The 22,379-nt window shown below is 29.1% G+C and carries 25 protein-coding genes; all 25 read right to left on the minus strand.

Annotated elements, in window-relative coordinates:
• Positions 1-290: 290 nt before the first annotated feature.
• Positions 291-485 carry a hypothetical protein gene (locus IC175_RS15855; protein WP_227483267.1) on the minus strand — a complete coding sequence of 65 codons (195 nt, stop codon included), beginning with the start codon at positions 483-485 and terminating at the stop codon, positions 291-293.
• A 308-nt stretch (positions 486-793) separates the two neighbouring features.
• Complete coding sequence (gene lysS / locus IC175_RS15860; RefSeq protein WP_227437517.1) at positions 794-2,326, minus strand: lysine--tRNA ligase; 1,533 nt, start codon at positions 2,324-2,326, stop codon at positions 794-796.
• Between the two features lie 14 nt (positions 2,327-2,340).
• The gene (greA, locus tag IC175_RS15865) at positions 2,341-2,820 is read right to left on the minus strand and encodes a transcription elongation factor GreA (protein WP_021386470.1); all 480 of its coding nucleotides are present in this window, start codon (positions 2,818-2,820) and stop codon (positions 2,341-2,343) included.
• A gap of 108 nt (positions 2,821-2,928) precedes the next feature.
• Positions 2,929-3,897, minus strand: a complete 969-nt coding sequence (gene dusB / locus IC175_RS15870; protein WP_227851718.1) for a tRNA dihydrouridine synthase DusB — start codon at positions 3,895-3,897, stop codon at positions 2,929-2,931.
• 136 nt (positions 3,898-4,033) lie between these two features.
• Positions 4,034-4,804, minus strand: coding sequence for a type III pantothenate kinase (locus tag IC175_RS15875; protein ID WP_227437521.1), 771 nt, complete (start codon positions 4,802-4,804; stop codon positions 4,034-4,036).
• 18 nt (positions 4,805-4,822) lie between these two features.
• Positions 4,823-5,413: an ECF transporter S component gene (locus IC175_RS15880; RefSeq protein ID WP_227483268.1), complete on the minus strand. Its 591-nt coding sequence runs from the start codon at positions 5,411-5,413 to the stop codon at positions 4,823-4,825.
• Between the two features lie 196 nt (positions 5,414-5,609).
• Positions 5,610-6,569 (minus strand): P1 family peptidase, encoded by a 960-nt coding sequence (locus IC175_RS15885; RefSeq protein ID WP_227437525.1) that lies wholly within the window; start codon positions 6,567-6,569, stop codon positions 5,610-5,612.
• Positions 6,562-7,539: a biotin--[acetyl-CoA-carboxylase] ligase gene (locus IC175_RS15890; RefSeq protein ID WP_227851719.1), complete on the minus strand. Its 978-nt coding sequence runs from the start codon at positions 7,537-7,539 to the stop codon at positions 6,562-6,564. Before IC175_RS15890 ends, IC175_RS15885 begins: the two co-directional genes overlap by 8 nt.
• Positions 7,540-7,857: 318 nt before the next feature.
• The gene (gene ftsH, locus IC175_RS15895; RefSeq protein ID WP_227437529.1) at positions 7,858-9,828 is read right to left on the minus strand and encodes an ATP-dependent zinc metalloprotease FtsH; all 1,971 of its coding nucleotides are present in this window, start codon (positions 9,826-9,828) and stop codon (positions 7,858-7,860) included.
• A gap of 33 nt (positions 9,829-9,861) precedes the next feature.
• Complete coding sequence (tilS, locus tag IC175_RS15900) at positions 9,862-11,250, minus strand: tRNA lysidine(34) synthetase TilS (protein WP_227437532.1); 1,389 nt, start codon at positions 11,248-11,250, stop codon at positions 9,862-9,864.
• A gap of 182 nt (positions 11,251-11,432) precedes the next feature.
• Complete coding sequence (locus IC175_RS15905) at positions 11,433-11,861, minus strand: DUF1934 domain-containing protein (RefSeq protein ID WP_413926953.1); 429 nt, start codon at positions 11,859-11,861, stop codon at positions 11,433-11,435.
• Between the two features lie 17 nt (positions 11,862-11,878).
• Entirely contained in the window at positions 11,879-12,685 is an 807-nt protein-coding gene (murI, locus tag IC175_RS15910) for a glutamate racemase (RefSeq protein WP_227437535.1), read from the minus strand.
• A 201-nt stretch (positions 12,686-12,886) separates the two neighbouring features.
• Positions 12,887-13,393, minus strand: coding sequence for a cell wall hydrolase (locus IC175_RS15915; protein WP_227851720.1), 507 nt, complete (start codon positions 13,391-13,393; stop codon positions 12,887-12,889).
• 31 nt (positions 13,394-13,424) lie between these two features.
• Positions 13,425-14,084, minus strand: a complete 660-nt coding sequence (spoIIR, locus tag IC175_RS15920) for a stage II sporulation protein R (RefSeq protein WP_227437539.1) — start codon at positions 14,082-14,084, stop codon at positions 13,425-13,427.
• A 135-nt stretch (positions 14,085-14,219) separates the two neighbouring features.
• Positions 14,220-14,900, minus strand: coding sequence for a GntR family transcriptional regulator (locus tag IC175_RS15925; protein WP_227437541.1), 681 nt, complete (start codon positions 14,898-14,900; stop codon positions 14,220-14,222).
• Complete coding sequence (ispE, locus tag IC175_RS15930) at positions 14,884-15,774, minus strand: 4-(cytidine 5'-diphospho)-2-C-methyl-D-erythritol kinase (RefSeq protein WP_227851721.1); 891 nt, start codon at positions 15,772-15,774, stop codon at positions 14,884-14,886. The genes IC175_RS15925 and ispE overlap by 17 nt, the downstream gene beginning before the upstream one ends.
• A 117-nt stretch (positions 15,775-15,891) precedes the next feature.
• The gene (locus IC175_RS15935; RefSeq protein WP_227437546.1) at positions 15,892-17,442 is read right to left on the minus strand and encodes a DUF3794 and LysM peptidoglycan-binding domain-containing protein; all 1,551 of its coding nucleotides are present in this window, start codon (positions 17,440-17,442) and stop codon (positions 15,892-15,894) included.
• Between the two features lie 92 nt (positions 17,443-17,534).
• Entirely contained in the window at positions 17,535-17,801 is a 267-nt protein-coding gene (locus IC175_RS15940) for a Veg family protein (RefSeq protein ID WP_009892135.1), read from the minus strand.
• A gap of 147 nt (positions 17,802-17,948) precedes the next feature.
• Positions 17,949-18,809 (minus strand): sporulation peptidase YabG, encoded by an 861-nt coding sequence (yabG, locus tag IC175_RS15945; RefSeq protein ID WP_227437548.1) that lies wholly within the window; start codon positions 18,807-18,809, stop codon positions 17,949-17,951.
• Between the two features lie 83 nt (positions 18,810-18,892).
• Positions 18,893-19,831, minus strand: coding sequence for a dipeptidase (locus IC175_RS15950; RefSeq protein WP_227851722.1), 939 nt, complete (start codon positions 19,829-19,831; stop codon positions 18,893-18,895).
• Between the two features lie 109 nt (positions 19,832-19,940).
• On the minus strand, positions 19,941-20,102 hold the full coding sequence (locus IC175_RS15955; protein ID WP_227437552.1) for a hypothetical protein: 162 nt from the start codon (positions 20,100-20,102) through the stop codon (positions 19,941-19,943).
• 9 nt (positions 20,103-20,111) lie between these two features.
• A complete protein-coding gene (locus tag IC175_RS15960) occupies positions 20,112-20,609 on the minus strand; it encodes an SEC-C metal-binding domain-containing protein (protein WP_227845263.1) in 498 nt (165 codons plus the stop codon).
• 117 nt (positions 20,610-20,726) lie between these two features.
• Positions 20,727-21,437 (minus strand): UPF0489 family protein, encoded by a 711-nt coding sequence (locus tag IC175_RS15965; protein WP_227851723.1) that lies wholly within the window; start codon positions 21,435-21,437, stop codon positions 20,727-20,729.
• A 159-nt stretch (positions 21,438-21,596) separates the two neighbouring features.
• Positions 21,597-22,127, minus strand: a complete 531-nt coding sequence (locus IC175_RS15970; protein ID WP_227437558.1) for a hypothetical protein — start codon at positions 22,125-22,127, stop codon at positions 21,597-21,599.
• A 4-nt stretch (positions 22,128-22,131) separates the two neighbouring features.
• Positions 22,132-22,374, minus strand: a complete 243-nt coding sequence (locus IC175_RS15975; RefSeq protein ID WP_227437560.1) for a hypothetical protein — start codon at positions 22,372-22,374, stop codon at positions 22,132-22,134.
• Positions 22,375-22,379: the final 5 nt, after the last annotated feature.

The following is a 22,379-nucleotide window of genomic DNA, read 5'->3' on the forward strand; positions in this document are numbered from 1 at the left end:
ATAAAAGTTTATCAGGCTCAGATACTATTGTTATCTAAATATCTGGCTTTATGGTTTGTTTCTTGTTTTTATAAATTAACCTACTGTTTAATTTTCAAAGTTCATTTTTCATGTTTGCCCTTTTCTTGGGGACAAGTAATACTATATCACCTTAAAAATAATTCGTCAATACTTTTTTTGTTTTTTATTTTAAAAAAGGTTATAACTCTTTGTTTTTTTTAATACTTTTAACTAAAACTAACAGATATAACCCTTGATATTACAAGTAACACATGCATATACAGTTTTTCCTATTTTGCAATTTTATTTTCGTAAGAATATGAGTTGGCTCTGACTCTATCTGCCCAAACATTTATACTCTTAACTTTATTAACCTTAGTTGTACTTTCAAATATATCCATTGCATCCTTACAAAAATATACCATAACATCAAGAACTAAAAATCCAATACAAACTAAACATAAAAAATCAATTACTTGAAACATCACACATTCCCCCAATAATTTTTTATATATAGTATTCTCAAAAATTATTCCTTTTTCCTTCCCAAAAATTACTTTAAATATTTTCATAATAAATTACTTTCAATCATATTTTCTAAATATAAAGTTCCAATCAACAAAAACTAATATCAATTTGTAACGTTTGTTGGTAATTTATAAATTAAATACATGAAAACTTCTTTAGAACATATAAAAAGCATTCTACATTGACATTTTAAATAAAATAAAGCTATTTATTGATAATTTAATAGCTCTATTTTATTTAAAACTTAGTAGAATGCTTGTATTTTTTATTTTTCTTCTTCTTCTTTATTTTGATTATTATCAATAGGTTTCATAGTAGGGAATAATAATACATCTCTTATAGATGGAGAATTAGTTAATAGCATAATAACTCTATCTATACCTATTCCTAGTCCACCTGTAGGAGGTAAACCTACTTCTAATGCTTTTAAGAAATCATCATCCATCTCAAAAGCTTCATCATCACCTAATTCTCTTTTTCTCAATTGGTCCATAAATCTTCCTTTTTGGTCAATTGGGTCATTAAGCTCAGAAAATGCATTAGCTAACTCCCATTTATTAGCAAAAGCTTCAAATCTATCAGTTCTTCTTGGGTCTTCAGTATTTCTCTTAGATAATGGAGATACTTCAACTGGATGATGTGTTATAAATGTTGGTTGGATTAATTTATCTTCTCCAAACTCTTCAAAGAAAGCATTTATTACTTCCCCTCTTCTCATTCCAGGCTTTATTTCTATTCCTTTTTCTCTAGCAACTTCTAATGCTTCTTCATCTGTATTTATTGCAGAAAAATCTACGCCAGAATATTCCTTCACACAATCTTCCATAGTCATTCTCTTCCAAGGAGGTGTAAAGTTTATTTCTGTTCCTTGATAGTTGATTATCATGCTTCCTGTAGCAACTTCAGCCATATGTGCAACAACATTTTCTGTTATCTCCATCATATCAGTGTAGTCTGCATATGCTTGATATAATTCTATAGCAGTATATTCAGGATTATGTTTTAAATCCATACCTTCATTTCTAAACATTCTTCCCATTTCATAAACTTTATCAAATCCACCAACAATAAGTCTCTTTAAGTATAATTCGTTTGCTATTCTTAAATACATTGGTATATGTAAAGTGTTATGGTTAGTTATAAAAGGTCTAGCATTCGCTCCACCAGCTATAGTATTTAATATTGGAGTCTCAACTTCTAAAAATCCTCTGTCATCTAAATACGCTCTCAATGCCTTTAATGCTTTCGTTCTAATTAAAAAAGCATTTTTTACTTCTGGGTTCACTATTAAATCAACATATCTTTGTCTATATCTTAATTCTTGATCTTTTAATCCATGATATTTTTCTGGTAAAACTTGTAAAGATTTGCATAATAATACTACACATTTAGCCTTTACAGATATTTCGCCCCTTTTAGTTCTAAATATTTCCCCTTCAATACCAACTATGTCTCCAATATCATATGTTGAAAATACACTATATTCTTCTTCCCCTATAGCATCTAATCTTACATAAGATTGAATTCTTCCTTCTTGGTCTTGAATATCTATAAAACCAGCTTTACCTTGTATTCTCTTGCTCATGATACGTCCTGCTATTTTTGTAGTTTGACCTTCAAGAGTTTCAAAGTTATCTTTTATTTCCATAGAATAATGAGTTCTATCATATCTACTTTCTTTGAAAGGGTCTCTACCTGATTCTTGTAATTTTTTTAGTTTATCTCTTCTTACTTGAAGTACTTCACTAAGGTCTTCTTGAATTTGTGCTTCTTCATTGCTTTGTTGATTATTTTTCATTTTTTTCCTCCAGATTATCTTCTTATTTCTAATATTTCAAACTTAGCAACTCCATCAGGAACTTGCACCTCTACAACCTCTTTAACAGCTCTTCCTAAAAGCGCTTTTCCTACAGGAGATTCGTTTGATATTTTGCCATCATATGGGTCTGCTTCTGTTGAACCAACTATAGTATATTCAACATCTTCATCAAATTCTAAATCTTTAACTTTAACTATTGAACCTATTGTAACAACATTAAGGTCTATTTTGCTTTCATCTATGATAACAGCTTTTCTAACCATATTTTCTAATTTTAAGATTCTTTCTTCAACCTGTGCCTGTTCCTTTTTAGCTTCATCATACTCAGCATTTTCAGATAAATCACCAAAAGATATAGCAACCTTTATTCTCTCTGCAACTTCTTTTCTCTTTACAACCTTTAAATTCTCTAATTCTTCTTCTAATTTATCGTATCCCTCTTGTGTCAATAAAAACTCTTTATTCTCTTCCATTATAAATACAACTCCTTCACAAATTTCTTAGGAATTTTCCTAATTATATTTTAAAATTTTTATAATCTTTTTTTAATTTATGCGCTATATTATAAGTCACTATTATTTTTATGTCAAGGAGTCTTCCATATAGCACTCCAATTTCGACACAACTTCTTGATAGTCTTCTATTTTATTAATTTCATCTCTTAATCTTGCAGAGTTTCTAAGACCTTTTAAATACCAAGCGATGTGTTTTCTCATTTCCCTTACAGCTACATACTCTCCATGTTCTTCTACTGCAAGCTTTAAATGTTTAATGGCAGTACTTATCTTTTCGTTAAGAGTTGGCTCTGGTAAAATCTCGCCTGTATTCATATAATGGTTTATTCTTTTAAATATCCATGGGTTACCCTGAGCACCCCTACCTATCATTATAGCATCACAACCCGTTTTGTCTAACATATTTATTGAATCTTCTATTGTAAATACATCACCATTTCCTATAACAGGTATATTTAAATTTTTCTTAATATCTGCAATTATATTCCAGTCTGCTTTACCTGTATAATATTGCTCTCTCGTTCTTCCATGTATTGCTAAAGCACTTATTCCACAAGCTTCTGCTATCTTTGCTATCTCAACAGCATTTATACTATTATCATCCCATCCTTTTCTTATTTTTAAAGTAACTGGTTTCTTTGAATTCTTCACTACTGCCTTTAATACCTGCTCTGCAAGTTTAGGATTTTTCATAAGTGCTGAACCATCCCCATTTTTAACTACTTTTGGAGCTGGACATCCCATATTTATATCAAGGATTTCATTTGGATATTCGTTCATTATTTCTGCTGCTCTTCCCATAAAATCTGGCTCAGAACCAAATATCTGAACAGCTACAGGATGTTCTTCTTTTTCTATCTTAAGCATTTTTTTAGTATTTTCATCATCATAGCAAAGTGCCTTACCATTTATCATTTCTGTATATAAAAGTCCACATTCTTGTTCTTTACAAATTAATCTAAATGGAAGGTCTGTTACCCCTGCCATAGGTGACAGAAAAACTTTATTTTTTAATTCTAAATTTCCTATTTTCATCGTTTTTCTCCTATTTTTTCCTTTGTTTTTGTGATTTTATTTCTAAATCTGCATTTCCTCATTATAATATACCACATAACACTAAAAAACTATCATAAAAAGGGAACTGGATATATAATCCAATTCCCTGTATTAATTATTCTTGGTTTTTTTCATATATTATTCTTAATCCTTCTAGCGTTAAAAAACCATCTACATAATCTATACTTTTTGTTTCTGAAGCAATTAGTTTAGCTAGCCCACCTGTAGCTATAACTTTAACATCATCACAATTTAATTCTTTTTTCATCATATTTATTATTTTATCAACTAAACCTACATATCCATAAATTATGCCAGATTGCATAGCCGATACAGTACTTTTACAAATAGTCATACCTGGTTTTGCTAATTCTACTCTAGGCAATTTAGATGCACTTTGGAATAATGCCTCACTAGATATCTTTATTCCTGGTGCTATTGTACCCCCTAGATATTCACCTTTTTCAGAAATAGCACAAAATGTAGTTGCTGTTCCAAAATCTACAAGTATACTTGGTGCCCCATATTTTTCTATGCCTGCTACAGCATTAACTATCCTGTCTGCTCCAACTTGTTTTGGATTATCATATTTTATATTTAGACCTGTTTTTATGCCTGGACCTACTATCAATGGATGCTTTTTACAGTATTTTATACAAAAATTTTCAAGAGAATGCATAACGTTTGGAACTACAGATGATATTATTACATCATCAATAGCATTTATATCCACATCATCATACTTAAATAAGCTACTTATTAGAATTCCATATTCATCAGATGTTTTTTCCTTATCTGTTTTAATTCTCCAATAATTAACTAACTTGTCACCTTTATATATACCTAAAACCATATTAGTATTTCCAACATCAAATACTAGAAGCATATGTCATTAACCTTCTTTCTATTTTTTGCTTTTCTTAAGTACAGCAGCAACGGCAGCTACTACTAAAGCTCCTACTATTGCTTCTGGTACTCCATTTGCTGCGGCAAGAGCCATTATAACCTTTCCTGCTGAACCATTTTGACCCATTGCTTGAAGATACTTGTCAGCATATAAAACATATATCATTCCTAAAACACCAGCTGTATTTAACAAAGAACCTACAGCTCCTGTAATTAATCCAGATATGTATACCTTACTTGTAGCATTGATTATTAGTTGATATACATAATAAGCCAATATACCTATCATAACTCTTGGCAATATTGAAACTAATGGATTTATAAAAACAAAAGATGTTACTGTTGGGTTTACTATAGCGTTTAAAAGACTTGATACTCCAAATATAAAGCCTATTGCTGCCCCAACTATTGGTCCTTCCATAATAGCTCCAATAATAACTGGTATATGCATTATAGTTGCTTTTGTAGGTCCAACTGGAATAAATCCCAATGGAGTCATAGATAGCATAATAGAAATAGCTGATAGTACCCCTATTATAGTCATCTTTCTTACATTTACTTTTCTTACTGATGCACTTGTGTTCATCATAAAAAATACACCTCCGTTCCAGCTCACTAACGATGCCGGACTACTTAATTTTTTGATTTTTCTTACTCTTGTTTCTTATCATTATGAGTCAGGCTACTACTTTCAGGATGCCTGCTCTAACAAGAATAATTTTATCAAGATGAGTTGTCATTGTCAACAATTTGACAAGAAAAATATGCTAATTTCATCATATTTCTCATTTTTTTACTATGTCTTTATATGCTATTATATTTTCTACACTATCAGCTTTTTTTACTGCATTTATTATACTTTTTTCCACAGCCTCTACAGCCAATGAACCTAATAACGTTATATCTGCTTCTATTTCACCTTTTGACATTGTGAATATTGTATCTCCATCATGAGGTGTATGGATAGGAAAAATAGCTTTTGCATACCCATCATGACCCATTTGAGATATTTTTTTACATTCAGCTTTAGTCAGTTTAGCATTCGTAGCTATAACTCCAATTGTAGTATTATCTATACTAAATCCACCTTTACTTGCACCTTGTTTCATCAATTTATATGTATCAATTGTTTCTGTTTTTTTATCATTTAAGGCGCCTGCTATAACCTTACCATCCTCATAAACATCTCCAAGAGCATTTACAGCAATTAATGCAGATACAATCAATCCATTATCTAGTTTTATAGAATAACTTCCTATTCCACCTTTCATAGCATATTCTTGCCCTCTTATCTTTCCAACAGTAGCTCCACATCCTGCTCCATAATTACCTTGATTTAAAACAGTTGTATTTGCCACCTCACAAGCTTTATAACCCATTTGTATATCTGGTCTACACTTAAAATCTCCTACTCCTAAATCAAATAAAACTGCTCCAACAACTATAGGAACTTTTCCAACTCCAACATCAAAACCAATTCCTCTTTCTTCTAAGTATCTACTTACTCCACAAGTAGATTCAAGACCATATGCAGAACCTCCTGCTAAAACTATAGCATGAACTTTTTGAACCATATTTACAGGGTCTAATAAATCGGTTTCTCTGGTTCCTGGAGCCGACCCTCTTACATCAACACCACAAACTGCACCTTCTTCACAAATCACTACTGTACATCCAGTCAGCCCTATTCTATCCTCAACTTGCCCAACCTTTAAACCTTCTATATCTAAAATATTATCATACATATCCATTTTCTCCTCTTATAGAAACTTCACCTGAAACAATTTCTTTTACACTTCCATCACTACCCTGAACTACTAAGTTACCATCTTCATTTATATCTAAGCATTTAACTAATTCTTTATCATTTCCTTTTAGTACATATATATTCTTATCTATAATAGCAGAATAATCTCTACATATTTTTAAAGTTTCTTCTTTTGAGTTATTTGCAATATAATCTAAATATAACTTTTCAAATTCAGCCAATACATTTCTGACAATATCTACTCTAGACAATTTGTATCCTTCTTTATACAATGAGGTAGCTTTCTCAGCTATTTCTGAATCAAAGTCCATTATTTTAACATTTATTCCAATACCAAGAACAACATAATTTGTTCTTTCAATCTCAGCAGACAATTCTGTTAGTATACCACATATTTTTTTCCCATTTAAAATAACATCATTTGGCCATTTTATCAAAGTCTTTGCCCCTAGATTATTTAAAGCTTGTGTTACACTTGCTCCTGCTATTAAAGTTATAAATGGTGCTTTAAACGGTTCCATATCTGGTTTTAGAATAATACTCATCCAAATCCCTTCATTGGGTTTGGAATCCCAAGTTCTTCCTAATCGACCTTTTCCCATATCTTGATGTTCACTTAAAATCACAGTTCCATCTATACTATTCACAGCCACTCTTTTTGCGTATTCATTGGTTGAATCTATAGTATCAAGATGCTCAATATTCTTACCAATAAACTCTGTATTTAATTTATAGTAGATATTCTGTGGACTTAATAAATCAGTTGGATTTTCTGTTAATCTATAACCTTTTTTATTTACAGATTCTATATTATATCCCTCTTCTTTTAGAGCTTTCATATGTTTCCATATAGCTGCACGTGACACACCTAATTGCTTTGACAACTCTTCACCCGAAATAAACTCAGATTTATTATTTAATATAATTTCTATTATCTTCTCTCGCATACTTCACCTCTAATATGATATGATTTCATGACTTCTTTTCTTCTAATAAGTAATTATACATTATTAATATATTTTTAATACTACTAATTTTAAAATTCCTTTTTAATATATTATCATAAGTAAACTTATATACCCATACCATTAATTCCCATAGCTTAATATTTTGCCTAATCTTTGCTAAAATCACAAAAAAAACTGAAAGTATTAATTAGATTGATATATGCAAATATACTTTGTTTATCAATTTAACATTATACTTTCAGTCTTAATATTTAATCCTTAATAGATAATACTCTTAAAATAATCAATATTTTAAAATTATTTATCTTCATCAGATTTATTTTCTTGATTTTTATTTATATCAACAACATTGTTTCTTTCTTCTCTATCTTTTTCTAGATTTATAGTTAATTGCTCTTCATTTTCTTTAGGAGAATTTTCCTCTGTAATTGCATTTTCAATATCATTTAATGGTAATTCTTTATTAAATGCTTTTATAAATTGATCTGCATCTAAAGTTTCATAGATAAGTAAGGCTTGTGCTACATACTCCAGTCTATCCATGTTTTCTTGTAATATACTTCTTGTCTTATCATATGCACCATCAACTATACGTTTTGTTTCTTGGTCTATCTCAAAAGCAACCTCTTCAGAATAGTTTCTCTTACTTGAAAAACTATTACCTAAAAATACTTCATCATCACTGTCAAATGACATTGGACCAAGTTTAGAACTCATTCCATATTTTGTTACCATACTTCTTGCAGTAGCTGTAACTCTTTCTAAGTCATTTGATGCTCCTGTAGACACATCTTTTAGCACTAACTCTTCTGCTACTCTACCTCCAAGTAAAACTACTATGTTCTCTTTCATCTCATTTTTAGTAGCATAGAACTTATCTTCAACAGGAAGCTGCATTGTAAATCCTCCTGCTCTTCCTCTTGGTACTATTGTAACTTGATGAACAGGACTTACTTCCTCAAGTATATGAGCACAAACTGCATGCCCGCCTTCATGATATGCTGTAAGTCTTCTTTCTTTTTCACTTATTACTCTCGATTTCTTAGCTACACCTGCTATAACCTTTGTTATAGCTTCTTCTATAGTTTCCATCTTAATTTTCTTTTCTCTTTTTCTAGCTGTTAGTATTGCAGCTTCATTCATTAAGTTTTCTATATCAGCAGGAGTAAATCCTGGTGTTCTTCTAGCTAATACATCCATTTTAACATCATCATTTAGCGGTTTATTTCTTGAGTGAACTTTAAATATAGCTTCTCTACCTTTTACATCTGGTGTACCAACAACTACTTGTCTGTCAAATCTTCCTGGTCTAAGTAAAGCTGGGTCAAGTATATCTGGTCTATTTGTTGCTGCCATGATTATTATACCTTGGTTTACTCCAAATCCATCCATCTCAACTAGAAGTTGATTAAGAGTTTGTTCTCTTTCATCATGACCTCCACCAAGACCTGCTCCTCTCTTTCTACCAACTGCATCGATTTCATCTATAAATATTATAGCTGGAGCGCTTTTTTTAGCTTGCTCAAATAAATCTCTTACTCTTGAAGCCCCAACCCCAACAAACATCTCAACGAAATCAGAACCACTTATACTGAAAAATGGCACTCCTGCTTCTCCAGCAACTGCTCTTGATAGATATGTTTTACCAGTTCCAGGAGGTCCTACCATAAGCATTCCTTTTGGTATCCTTGCCCCTAATTCAATATATTTCTTAGGATTCTTCAAGAAGTCTACTACTTCTTGTAAATCTTCTTTTTCTTCATCCAATCCAGCTACATCTTTAAACGTAACTCTAGTTTTTTCATCATCCTTATGAACCTTAGCCTTTGACTTACCAAAGCTCATAACCTTTCCGCCTCCACCTTGAGACTGATTCATAAATACAAACCAAAGAATTACCATAAAGAATATTAACAGTAATGTAGGTAGCATCTCAACAAACCAAGGTGTAGATGGTTTAGCTTCACCACCAAATGTTAATTTTCCAGCCTTAGCTTGATCTAACACTTCATCTGCAAGTTTATCTCCCATTATTTCTGTTGGAACATATGATTTAAACTTTGTATTTGTATCTTTTATAGTACCTTCTACAGAAGTTTGATTTACAAAGTACAATCTTGATATATTCTCATCTGTTAATTCCCTATATACTTGGGAAAATTTTAAATCTTTTATTTTTTCTGTAGGCTTACCTGAGAATTGAACTATACCTACTATAATTATAAAAACAAGTAGATAAAAACCTGCCCCTTTTAGCAACTTATTCAATATAGAAGCCCTCCTTTCATACATTGCTTTGCCCTATAATTTGTTAAAATTAATTTTTAATACTTCTTTTGTGCTTTCATCAATTTTATAATTCTCACTGATTTTATAATCTCCAACACATATTATTCCTTCACTATCTGTGATTATAGGAATTTTACATCTTTCTTCTCTTGGGATTTTTAAATCTATGAATAAATCCTTCACTTTTTTACTTCCCATAGCAAGTTTTATCTTATCACCTTGCCTTCTGCTCCTTATTACTATACCCCCTTTTACCTTATTAAAATCAAACCCTTTAGATGAATTGTCTAATTTCATACTCTTATACCTATCTATACTCATTACTTGGGTCTCAATAATTTGTTTTAATTCTTTTATTTTTATAAACCCATTACTAGGTATATTGTAATAAAATTCAATTTCCTCACTAACAATTTCCTCATTGGTTAATATTATACTGTCTTTTTTTCTATAAACAAATATATTTCTCGGAAGAGTTATCATTTTATTTACTTTTGAATCACTTTCTAAAGACATTATGTCCTCTATATGTTTTTGATCAACAAAATTAGTATCTCCTAGTATATGTTTTATAGAATTTCTAAGAACCCTAACTTTGATAGCATCATGTAAGCAAATAAAATCTTCTAAATTTATCTCTACAAAGCTCTTTTCTTTTATATTTGAAACTTCTCTAAATTTAGCTTCTGCCTCTTTCTCAATATAATCGTTGTCACTTTTTAAGCTATTGCTCATCCTCACTATAGATTCTATTACATTTGAATTAAAATTATCCTTCATATATGGTAAAAGGTCTAACCTTATTTTATTTCTAGTGTATATGTTTTCTAAATTTGTTTTATCTATTCTAGGATTTAAATTATAAGCCTTACAATATTCCTCTATATCTATTCTCTCTACATCCAAGATTGGTCTAATTATACAGTTATCTCTAATATAATCAATTCCTTTTAACCCTTTAAGACCTGTTCCTCTCATAATACGCATCATGACAGTCTCAGCTTGGTCATTGAGATTATGGCCTATAGCTATTTTGTTAGCTTTAATCTTATCCTTAATTTCATAAAACATTTCATATCTTAGCTTCCTTGCTCCTTCTTCTAATGATAACCCCTCATTTTCACAATATTTTGGTACATTAATAGACTTTACAAAGAATACAATTCCCATATCCTCACAAAGCTTAGATACATATAATGCATCTTTTTGAGCTTCTATTCCTCTTATTTGATGATTTAAATGTGCTGCATATATTTCTATATTAAAATCTTTTTTTAATCTATTTAGTACATGCAATAAACAAACTGAATCAGGTCCTCCAGAAAGACCCAAAACTATTTTATCGCCTTTTTGTATTAAATTATGTTTATTTATAGTACTTAGTACCTTATCAAATATCATATTTATCCCTCTTACACTTAGTTTTATTCACTTTTAAGTATACTTTCTATAAAAAAACGCTAAACCCTTGTATCAATTTTAAGAAATTAAAGTTTAATATAAATATAATAATACCAAATAAATTAAATAAAAGGTAGTTTTTTCACTACCTTTATAAAATTTCTGGAAAATAGCTATAGTTATTATTTAATATCTATGTATATATCTATTTTGTTTCTACCTAAAAATAAATCTTGTATCTTTATATTATAGTCTATTTTCAATTTTATGTGTTCCCCTTCTTGTATATTTATATCCAATTCTCTTGTGTCAATATCAATTAATAAGGTACCTTGTGGGGTTACATATTTTGTAGTACTGCTTTCTCCACATTTAAACATCATAGTTGAATTAATAGAACCAAACTTTTTAATACTAACTTCATTTTTAAGTATTTTTATAGTATTAGTTATTTCTATATTGTCTTCTTTTTCCTTGTAAATAACATATATTCCATCATTTTTATAAAAAATTTTACCAAAAGTAGTCATCTCTATGGTGTCCATATTACCTTTTTCATCATATTGTCTAGTATTTATGCTTATTTTTACACTCAACGATTTTTCCTCCATAGACTTCTTCATATAAACTAATATTTTTGTATCTCCACTTTTTGAATTTTATCAATTTTTTTCTTTAAAAATTCTTTCGCTATATCTGAAAATTTTTCATGTATGTCTGATACATAATATTGATAAATTCCATGAGCTTCTTTGCTATTTATAATGTTTCTTTCTTCTAAAATCTTTTTTAAATCTTTAGCTGTCTCTTTAGCTGGATTAACCAATTTTATGTGTTCTCCAACCTCTTCACCTATTGTTCTCTTTAAAATAGGATAATGAGTACATCCTAATACCAAAGAGTCTATATTCTTATCTTTTAATTCTTGTAGATATATCTTTGCTGTTAACTTAGCTACTTCTGTGTTAGCCCATCCTTCTTCAACAATTGGTACAAATAAAGGACATGCTTTATTAACAATTTCTATATTTTTATCTATTTTAGATATTTCTAAATTATATGCCTTTGAACTTATAGTTCCTTCTGTTCCAATTATACCTACAGTCTTGTTTTTAGTGGAACTTACAGCTGTCCTAGCACCGGCTTCTATAACTCCTATTATTGGTATATCATATTTTTCTTGAGCCTCTTTTAAACTTCTCGCAGTAGCAGTATTACAAGCTATAACTATAGCTTTTACATCCTTAGTTTTTAGAAAATTTATAGCTTGAAAAGTATATTTAATTATAGTCTCCTTAGATCTCGAACCATATGGTATTCTAGCAGTATCTCCAAAATATATTATATCCTCATTTGGTAATATCTTCATTATTTCTTTCAAAACCGTCAATCCGCCTAATCCCGAATCAAAAACTCCTATTGGTCTATTGCTCATTTTTATACAACACCTACTTTACATTTTTGTGTTTAACAACATCTTATTTATCGCTAAAATTTATTTTTATATTCACAGTTAATATATTATTACCTAAATGATTATTATAGTTTATTTTAAACAAAAAATAAAGGAGCTATCTCAAATTAGAAAATAATTTCTAGAAAAAGACAACTCCTCTCAGTACTCAAAAATTTAAATTTATTTTGCAAACACATGATTCCCTATTCTCAGATATGGATTTAGTCTATTTATCCATTTGCAAGTGGCTATTTCTGGATTCCAGAAATATACTGCTTTATTTGTTGGGTCAGTTCCATAAAGAGCTTCTTTAGCTGCTTTACATGCTGAATCTGTTGGTGTCTTGTTTATTGAACCATCAAGCACAACTGAGAAAGCATTCTTCTGATATATAACTTCCTCTATTGAATCTGGAAATCTAGGGTCCAATACTCTGTTTATTACTACAGCTGCTACAGCAACCTGTCCCTCATAGCTTTCTCCTCTAGCTTCACCTGCAACCAATTTAGACAGTAACATTAAATCATTATCAGATAAATTTATTACTTCCTTTTTTGCTACATTTTTTTCTTGTTTATTTACTTTCTTAGCTGTCTCTGTTGGCTTATCTGCATATACCTCTTTAATAGGCATAAATATATAGGTTAAAGCTAGTAATATAGCTATCAGTTTACTCCACCTGTCCATGATTAAAACCACTCCTTATAATTTTATTTTCTTAAAATTTTTCTTCTAAATCCTTTACTACTTCAATTACTTTAAACTTGATTTTTACTCTGCTTGTTTTCTTTGGTGTGTCTTGTTTTATTAGCTTATATTCCTTGTCAGTTAAAACTTCTTTTAACTTATCATCTGTAGATTTGTCTATAACTCCATTAGACTCATCAACAAAACATAATGGAGGAAACATAACACACCACCAGTTTTTTCCTTCACCTTTTCCAATTATAATTTTTAATGCTTTATATTCACCTGCTGGAAGAACTATATTAGAATATTGTTTTGTAGGAAAGTTACTATATTGTATACCTACCTTTACACTGTAATTATATCCATTTTCAAGAATAATATTTTTACTTATTTCTTCCAGAGTACTATATTCTTTTTTTATAATAGCTTCACTTTCCTCTATACTTTTTGAGTTTTGTAGTTTTGGTTGTAAATATTTTACTACTTCATCCCTAACTTTTAATTTAAGTTCTTGATCTTCATCTGTATTACTATTTGCTATGACATGAAATCTTATTAATTTATCTTTATAGTCTTTTGATATATTATCAATTTTTTTTACTTCACCATTTATTACTATCGTCATTATTGATATGACTGATATAAGACTTAATATTAATATTCCCAACCTAACTTTAATTTTTCTCATTGAAAAATCCCCCTCAAGATAAATTTATATCATCAATTATGTCCATTTAAATTTAATTTATTCATAATATTTTCAATATCAATAAAAAAACTACTTTGAAATGTTTATAAACATTTCAAAGTAGTTTTTTTAATTTTATAAGTCTTTATTCATCATAGCCTTATCTATCATAAATTGCTCTGCTTTTTCTATATGCTCTGTAGCATATTTCTTAGACAACTCACTATCACCTTTTATTATGGCATCAAGTAAAAATCTATGTTCTTCAACAATATTAAGCGATGAGTCGTAATCAGACATATAAGTAACTCTAAACCTATACACTTGTTCCCATAAGGAGTTTATCAATTGGATTAACTTTTTATTGTTTGTTGCTTTAAATATACATTCATGAAATTCTACATCTTGTTTCAATAGTGCATCTAAATCTGATTCCAAAATGCTTTTTTTTAACGCTTCTGATATATCCTTAAGTTTTTTTATATCATCATCACCAATTCTTTCAGCAGCAAGAGACGCTGCTAGACCTTCTAAGCTTGCTCTTACCTCTAATACATCTAGAAGATCCTTTAATGACATATTTGCTACATATGCACCTTTTCTAGGCAACATAACAACTAAACCTTCTAATTCAAGCTTTCTTATTGCCTCTCTTACTGGAGTTCTACTTACTCCTAATTGTTCTGCTAGTTGTACTTCCATCAGCCTTTGACCAGGCTTTAATTTCCCTTCTAAGATTGCCTCTCTTAAATTTTCGAAGACTACATCTCTTAATGGCTTGTAATTATCCAAGTTCAGTTTAGTTAAATTCTCCACAAATTTCAACCCCTTTTTGACTGCTGTTAACAACATATACCTGTTTATATTTTTTTAATAATTCTTTTTTTCCAATTAGAGCATCTTCTCTACTTTCAAATAATCCAAAAACTGTAGGACCACTTCCACTCATCATAGAACCTAAAGCATTATTTTTCATCATAACTTGCTTTATATTATTTATCTCTTCATATTTACTTATAGTAACATTTTCAAGAACATTTACCATATTTTCTGATACAGCTTTTATGTCTTCTGAATTTAAACACTCCATCAAATATTTATTATTAGGTCTTTTTTTAATATTATTCAAATCTAACCCTTGATAAACTTCTTTTGTAGAAACAAATAATTCTGGTTTACATATTAAAATACTTATATCACATGGTAAACCTTTAATATCTGTTAGTTTTTCTCCAACACCTTGAGCTAAAGCAGGCCTTCCTGATATACAAAATGGAACATCTGCTCCCAAGTTAAATCCGATGTCTTTTAATTCATCTTCAGATAACTCAAGTTTCCATAATTCATTTAATCCTACTAATACTGCGGCGGCATTGGAACTTCCTCCAGCCATACCTGCTGCTACAGGAATATTTTTTTCTATGAATACTTCTACGCCTTTTTTTATATTAAATCTATTCTTAAGTATTTTGGCAGCTTTATAAACAATATTATCTTCATCTAAAGGGATATCTAAACTAGTGCTTTTTATCTCTATTTCATCTTTATCTAATCCCTTTATTTTTACTATATCGTATAAATCTATCGTTTGCATTATCATTTCAACAAAATGATAACCGTCTTGCCTTTTTCCTAAGACATCAATGGATAAATTTATTTTTGCCCTGCTCTTTAGTTTTATAAAATCCATTCTATCCTCCTTGTTTAAAGAATAATGCATCACTAACAATAATATTATACTACAAAAAATAAAATAATAGGGTATTATAATACCCTATTATACTTAATTACTTTAAATTTTTTAATATTAATCTACTAATACGACTTTTTTTTCTAAAATAAGACACTTGCCAGGCTTAATTGCTTCGTCAAGTTTTATATCATTGAGTTCTGCAATTTCATTTTCTGTTGTATTGTATTTTTTTGCAATATTCCAGAAAGTATCTCCTTCTTTACATATATATACAATTATGCTTGGGGCTTTAGATAAATCATACACACCTTGATCTTCACCTTTAACAATAAAGCTTTCTGCCTTTTTATCTAATGCTTCAGTAAATCTTTTGATTTTTATAACCAAATCTATTTGGTCTCTATTCAAATCAACCTCAATTTTATCAATACATGCTGTATTAAACACTGATGCTGTATCAGTTAAGTTATCCATCTCTATATCATGCTCAAATGGAATTTCTTCACTAATTTTATAAACTAATTTTAGCCCTTCAACTGGAATAAATAAAATTTCAACTTTTATAATCCCTTGTATAATACTTTTATTTCCTTCAATGTAGCTATTTTCTATAGACATAGTTGGACAAACGCTTACAATATCTTTTATTTGTATATCATCATTATCATTTCTTATTCCTTCTCTAACCATAAATGTTTCTTCACTATTTCTTAAAGTCTTATTTAATTGAATAGGTTTATGGTCAAATTTTATTATCTTTTGAGGAGAGTATGCATCTTGTAATACCTCTCTTGTTACTTCATCTGTAACTTTTACCTTGCAACAAGCCATACAATCTATTTCTAATAGACCTGTATTACTTTCACTATTTTGTTTAAAAATATGATTAAAGTCTGACATGGACAATAATACTTCCTCTGTCATACCATCACTCACTCCAGGAACTTCTACAAACTGAGTGAACTCTATACCCACTCTATCTAACTCTACAAGTTCACCCTCATATGTACAAGCCAATGGATTTATTTCTAATACTCCACCAATAATAACCTTATTATCAGTTACTCTACTTTCTTTTACTTTAACACAAGGATTTAAGCTTATTATAGATTGAATTTCTTCTGTATTTATAGTTATAGTGTCTCTTATAGAACTTTCTGCTTTTTCTATTCCCACTATATCTTGAAAACAAATTTCCTTTCTATGCTTTTGTATGCCTTCTACTTGCGCTACATCCTTTACAATATCTAATCTCTGTTTTTCAAATAAACTTCCTCTTATATTCATAAGAGCTCCTACTTTAATCTTTCTCTCATTCATTATAGTGCAGTCCATATGCTCTACCTCTGAAAATAACATGTATTCCATATCTTGCATAACATTATCTTTTTCTATTACTTCGTTTATATCTACTTTTCCATCTACATTAGAAACAGTATTTTTATCGTCTGCGATGTAAATTACGTTGTAATTAAAACTTCCTCTACAAAGTATCTTTCCATCTGCTATCTCAATTTTTTTAAGTGATATGTAACCCTCAGTCTTTACAATCTCATATACATCTAGCTTCTTGTCTGGCACTACTGCTTCCGCCTCAATAAATGTTTGAAATTTCCCAAAGTCTATTCTATTGTCAATTTTAATTACATCTTTAATTAATTCCATAGTTTACCTCCTTAAGTATTATAAAAATATCACACTATATTTATATTTAAGGAACAAAAAAAAAATTACACCTATTTTTAATAGGTATAATTTTAACTTATTTGTAATTTATCTTGATCTCTAAAAACTTGCAACTTTACATTAGATGTTAATAAATCTGAGTAACTATAAGATACCCTAGGATATCCATTACTTTCATCATCTAATTTTATAACAAACACGCTTGGATAAACTTTTTCTAGTATACCCTCTTTTGTAATAATCTGCTTTCTTCCTTTATTAGCTTTCAACAATATTTTCTTTCCTATATGTCTTTCTAAGCTTACTCTTATCTTATCTAGAGTTTGAACAGTAGCCACAATATCACCTTCTTTAACGTTTATATGTTTACATAATATCACATATAAACATTTTTGTCAAACGTTTAAACTAATTATTTTATATATTTTTTGCAAAAATGTCAATACTATTTTTGAATATATACAGTATAATTATGTTAATTTTTGTTAGTGCAATATTGTTTTTGGCATTGCCCATCTAAATTTCCCTCTTGTTTCAGAGCCACCAATACCCTTAACACCTGTGATAGTCTGCTCTATAACCTCATCAATAGGTACTACTACATCAATTCTTGAGCATGCAATTTTTTCTACTACAAAAACAGGGTCTAAAGCATGTATCATTATTCTACCAGGGGAACTTGCATAATTCGCTCCTGCATTTATTATTTTTTCATAATTCGACTGACATGCTCCTGCAAATATTACAAGATTATCCAAATTTGGTTGCCATTTACGTGCTTCTCTAACTGTTTTCATAAAATTTAAAGAGTTTCTATAGTTATTCATATCTTCTATATCCCCTCTTTTTACTGTCATTGCATCATGTCCTGTAATTACTAGTATATCCGGATTATATTTTTCTAGTAATGCTCTTACTTCTTTATGCTGGTTTTGCTCTGAAACTGCTACTCCTACTGCAGGTATTCCAAGTTGAGCATATACATCCAAACAAATTTTTAAATACTCTTTATCTCCATCTATTTGTAATACTTTTCCAGGCATTCCATATGTGTTAGAATTTAATTGAAGTTTTGGAACTGCCCTTGTCATCTTTTTCTGTCTCTCTTTAGCCTTTCTTACTGACTTATATAATAAATTTTCTACATTTTTATCTATTAATATATCTTTTATATCAGGTGCTTTTACTAATTCAAGGTCATCAATATAAGCATCTGCTATTACTCTAAATGCAATTCCTTTTAGTATAGCTATTTTTTCATTATTTTCATCTACACCAAAAGAGACTATTTTAAATACAATATCTTTGTTATGTGACTTTCTAGCTACAATGTCTCCTACCTTCATAGTTAAACCTCCAATAAATTTTTATCTTAGTTTATACTATGTTCGATATAAAACTTTGTTTCCTAATGTCAAAAAAACATTTCTTATAACACTTCTTTTATTACTCTTAAAGCGTTTTTATAGTATATTTTTTCTATTTCATCTTCACTAAATCCTTCTTTTTTTAGAGGCTCGTATAATTTACCCATTTGAGATATATCCTCAATCTCAACTTTTGAATCTATTCCATCGAAATCTGAGCCTAGAGCTACAACATCAATTCCTCCAACATTTACAATATGTTTTATATGTTTAACCATATCTTCAAGCTTACTTTCGCTTTTATCGCCTAAAAATAAGTGGAAGAAGTTAATTCCTGTAACCCCACCTTTATTAGCCAACACTTTAATCATATCATCAGTTAGGTTTCTAGTATGATTCATCATTGCTCTTGAATTTGAATGTGTAGCTATTATTGGTTTAGAGGATATTTTTGCAATTTCATAAAATCCACCATCTGAAATATGAGAAACATCAACTAGCATACCTAGCTCATTCATCTTATGTACAACTTCTCTACCAAAATCTGTAAGACCTTTTTCTCTATACTCTATATTATTATGAGGAAAGCTTAACTCATTCACATGATTCCAACTTATTGTCATCATTCTAACGCCTAAATCATAAAACTTCTTTAAGTTTTCTATTCTACCTTCAAGCACTGCTCCTTCCTCTATAGATAAAAGTGCTGTAAGCTTATTCTCTGATTGATTTTTCATAATTTCTTCATAGTTAGTAGCTAGAGCTATTACATCACTATTTTTTTTCATTTCTTTATGAAATTTATCTGCCATACTCATACAGTAATCAAAAGGATGTTTTACTTCTTCAGTATCAACAAAAAGAGCAAATGTTTGAGCCAATGAATCCCCTTTTTTCAGCCTGTCTATATCAACAGAATATTTGTTAGTTTTAAGTTCACTTGTTTCTACATTCTCCATTAATTTTGCTATAGTATCACAATGCAAATCAATAAATTTCATATTTATACCCCCTGTATATTTTATATTTATATCTAAAAATAGAAATAGTTGTCCTTATAGACAACTATTGACAACTATTTTTTAATATTCTTTTTAATGTTACTTAATTTTATTCCTCTTTTAGGTTAGGTATTACTTTCTTAACTTCTTCAATTTGATGCCATGTTTTATCTATACTATTTTCACTAATATATTTTTTTAAATCAGTTAAAGATGTAAAATCTTTAACTGATAAATTGTCATCATCATCTGCAAATCTTAAAATAAACATAAGATTACCTTACTTTCCACAACATTTCTTATATTTTTTACCACTTCCACATGGGCATGAATCATTTCTTCCTATTTTTGCTTCTTTAACTACTGTTTTAGATTTTTTGTATGCTTTTATTATTTCTTTTCTTTGGTCTGCTGGTAATATTTCTTCCCAACCTTGTAAATTATATAGCCAATGAGCCTCGACAGTTACCATATTGTTATATAATTTTTCCCAATCTATTTTTATAGAAACTTCTTTATCAGCTTCTACATCTTCTAAAACTATATCTTCTTTTAAACTTTCACTTATTCCATCTATGAATCCCATGAAAAATTCATTAGTAGTTCCAAATTTCTCAGCTAATTCACTTACTTTACCTTCAACAACATCCATTTTATTATTTAATATTTCATTGTATATTCCAGCTTCAACTTTTAAATATTCTTCCCAGAATTTTACCTCTGTTTCTTGACTTTCGTGGTTATCACTTAAATTTCTCCATTCAGTATATAAACTCATACTTTTTTCCTCCTAAGTATATCTATATTTTTTTAGTTTTTTTATAGTATAAAATCTTTTAGTTAGATTGGAAGTTTCTTCTTTTTGATTATACCATATTCTATTTAAAGTTAACTCTTACATTATATCATAATTAAACAATTCTTTTAATACTTTTATAGCATACTCTTGGTTTATAAAGTAAGGACTTGTAGCAATTGTTACAACTTTAGCCTTTTTAATTAGATTTTTTATCTTTTCTAGTTTAAAATCAAATGGTATATAGTCCATATCCTCTGAAAATATATCTAAGTCTATGTCAAGAACAAACTCTGGCTCTATATCTAAATCAAAGCCATATGAGCTATCTATTATTATTAATTCTGAAAATATATTATGTTTTAATGCTGGTTTTATAAAACTTCCTACATTTAAAACCTCATTTGTATACCTAAATACGTCCTCCAGATTATTTATATTTACATTGTAGTTTTTAGGCTCTCTAGTATCCTTATGTTGATCTACATGTACTAGTTTACATCCTCTTGTGAATTCATTTGCCATCATAGATTTTATCCAAAAATAAAATGCATGGTTATGATTATCAAAAACATATATTCTTTTATTTCCCAGGACATATTCGACCATATTTTCCAATCCTTTTGCTTTTATCTCTTTATTTTCATCAATTTCATTAAATACGACTTTGTTTCCTAATTTCACATCATCCAATGTTCCACTTATTAGTTTTGGAACATATATACTCTTATTTTTTCTCTCTTCATATGAAAATACATTATTTCCTACTGGCTTTTCTATATAAAATCCTGTATATTTATAGTTTATCATAAGAATTAATTTCCTCCATAATTATAACCTATACACCTTAAACTCACTTATCATAAATTAGGTTATCTAGTATAAAAGATACTTGTATATAACTAGCTATTATATCTTCTCTCAATATGTATTATACAATAAGTGTAAAATATATTTATATAAAATATCCTACATTCCTATAACAAAACCATCTGCTTCAATTGGCAAGTAACTTACTCTTGTATTTAATTCCACTTTTCCAAAGAATACTACCCAGTATGGTCTAAAGATACTTTTAATTTTAACTATCTCTATCTCTGGTATACCCCCCATAAACCTGTGACTTAATCTTATAGCCATTTTATTTGCCTTTGATTTTACTCTCCTTTCATCCTTATCACTATATTGTATGATGTCATTATCTACATTTTTTACAATTTCAGACACTGGTAGTTCTTGTACTATACTGCCAGCACCCGTAGAACCATTTACTAAAATATTTAATTCATTTGTATTACCAGTTTGTTTTTTTTTCATGAAAATAGATTTATTTTGATGAATTTTAAGTGTAACGACTTTAAACTCTATATAATGAAGTCTAACTTCATGAACTTCTTTATTTTTTAATATCAGTCTACTTAGTAATGAATTATTTCCACTTTTTGCTATATCTATAGCTTCATCTTTTGTAATTTTTATAGGCAATGCTCTTATATCCATAAAATCATTCCCTTTCCTCTTTTTTTCCTGTCATTTTAAATACTCTATATAGATAATCAAAAAATATTATAACTACTGCTATCATGACTCCATATGGGATTATCTTTCCAACTATAATATCATTTCTAGTTACTATACCATAAAATATAAATCCTGTTATTAAAAAGTATAATAGTACTAAAAAACCATCTATACCAAGCCATTTTATTTCCAAATCTTTTTTTACTTTAGATACCAATTTAGACATAATAA

Origin of the sequence: Clostridioides sp. ES-S-0123-01, assembly GCF_020658415.1 — a bacterium.
GTDB lineage: Bacteria > Bacillota > Clostridia > Peptostreptococcales > Peptostreptococcaceae > Clostridioides.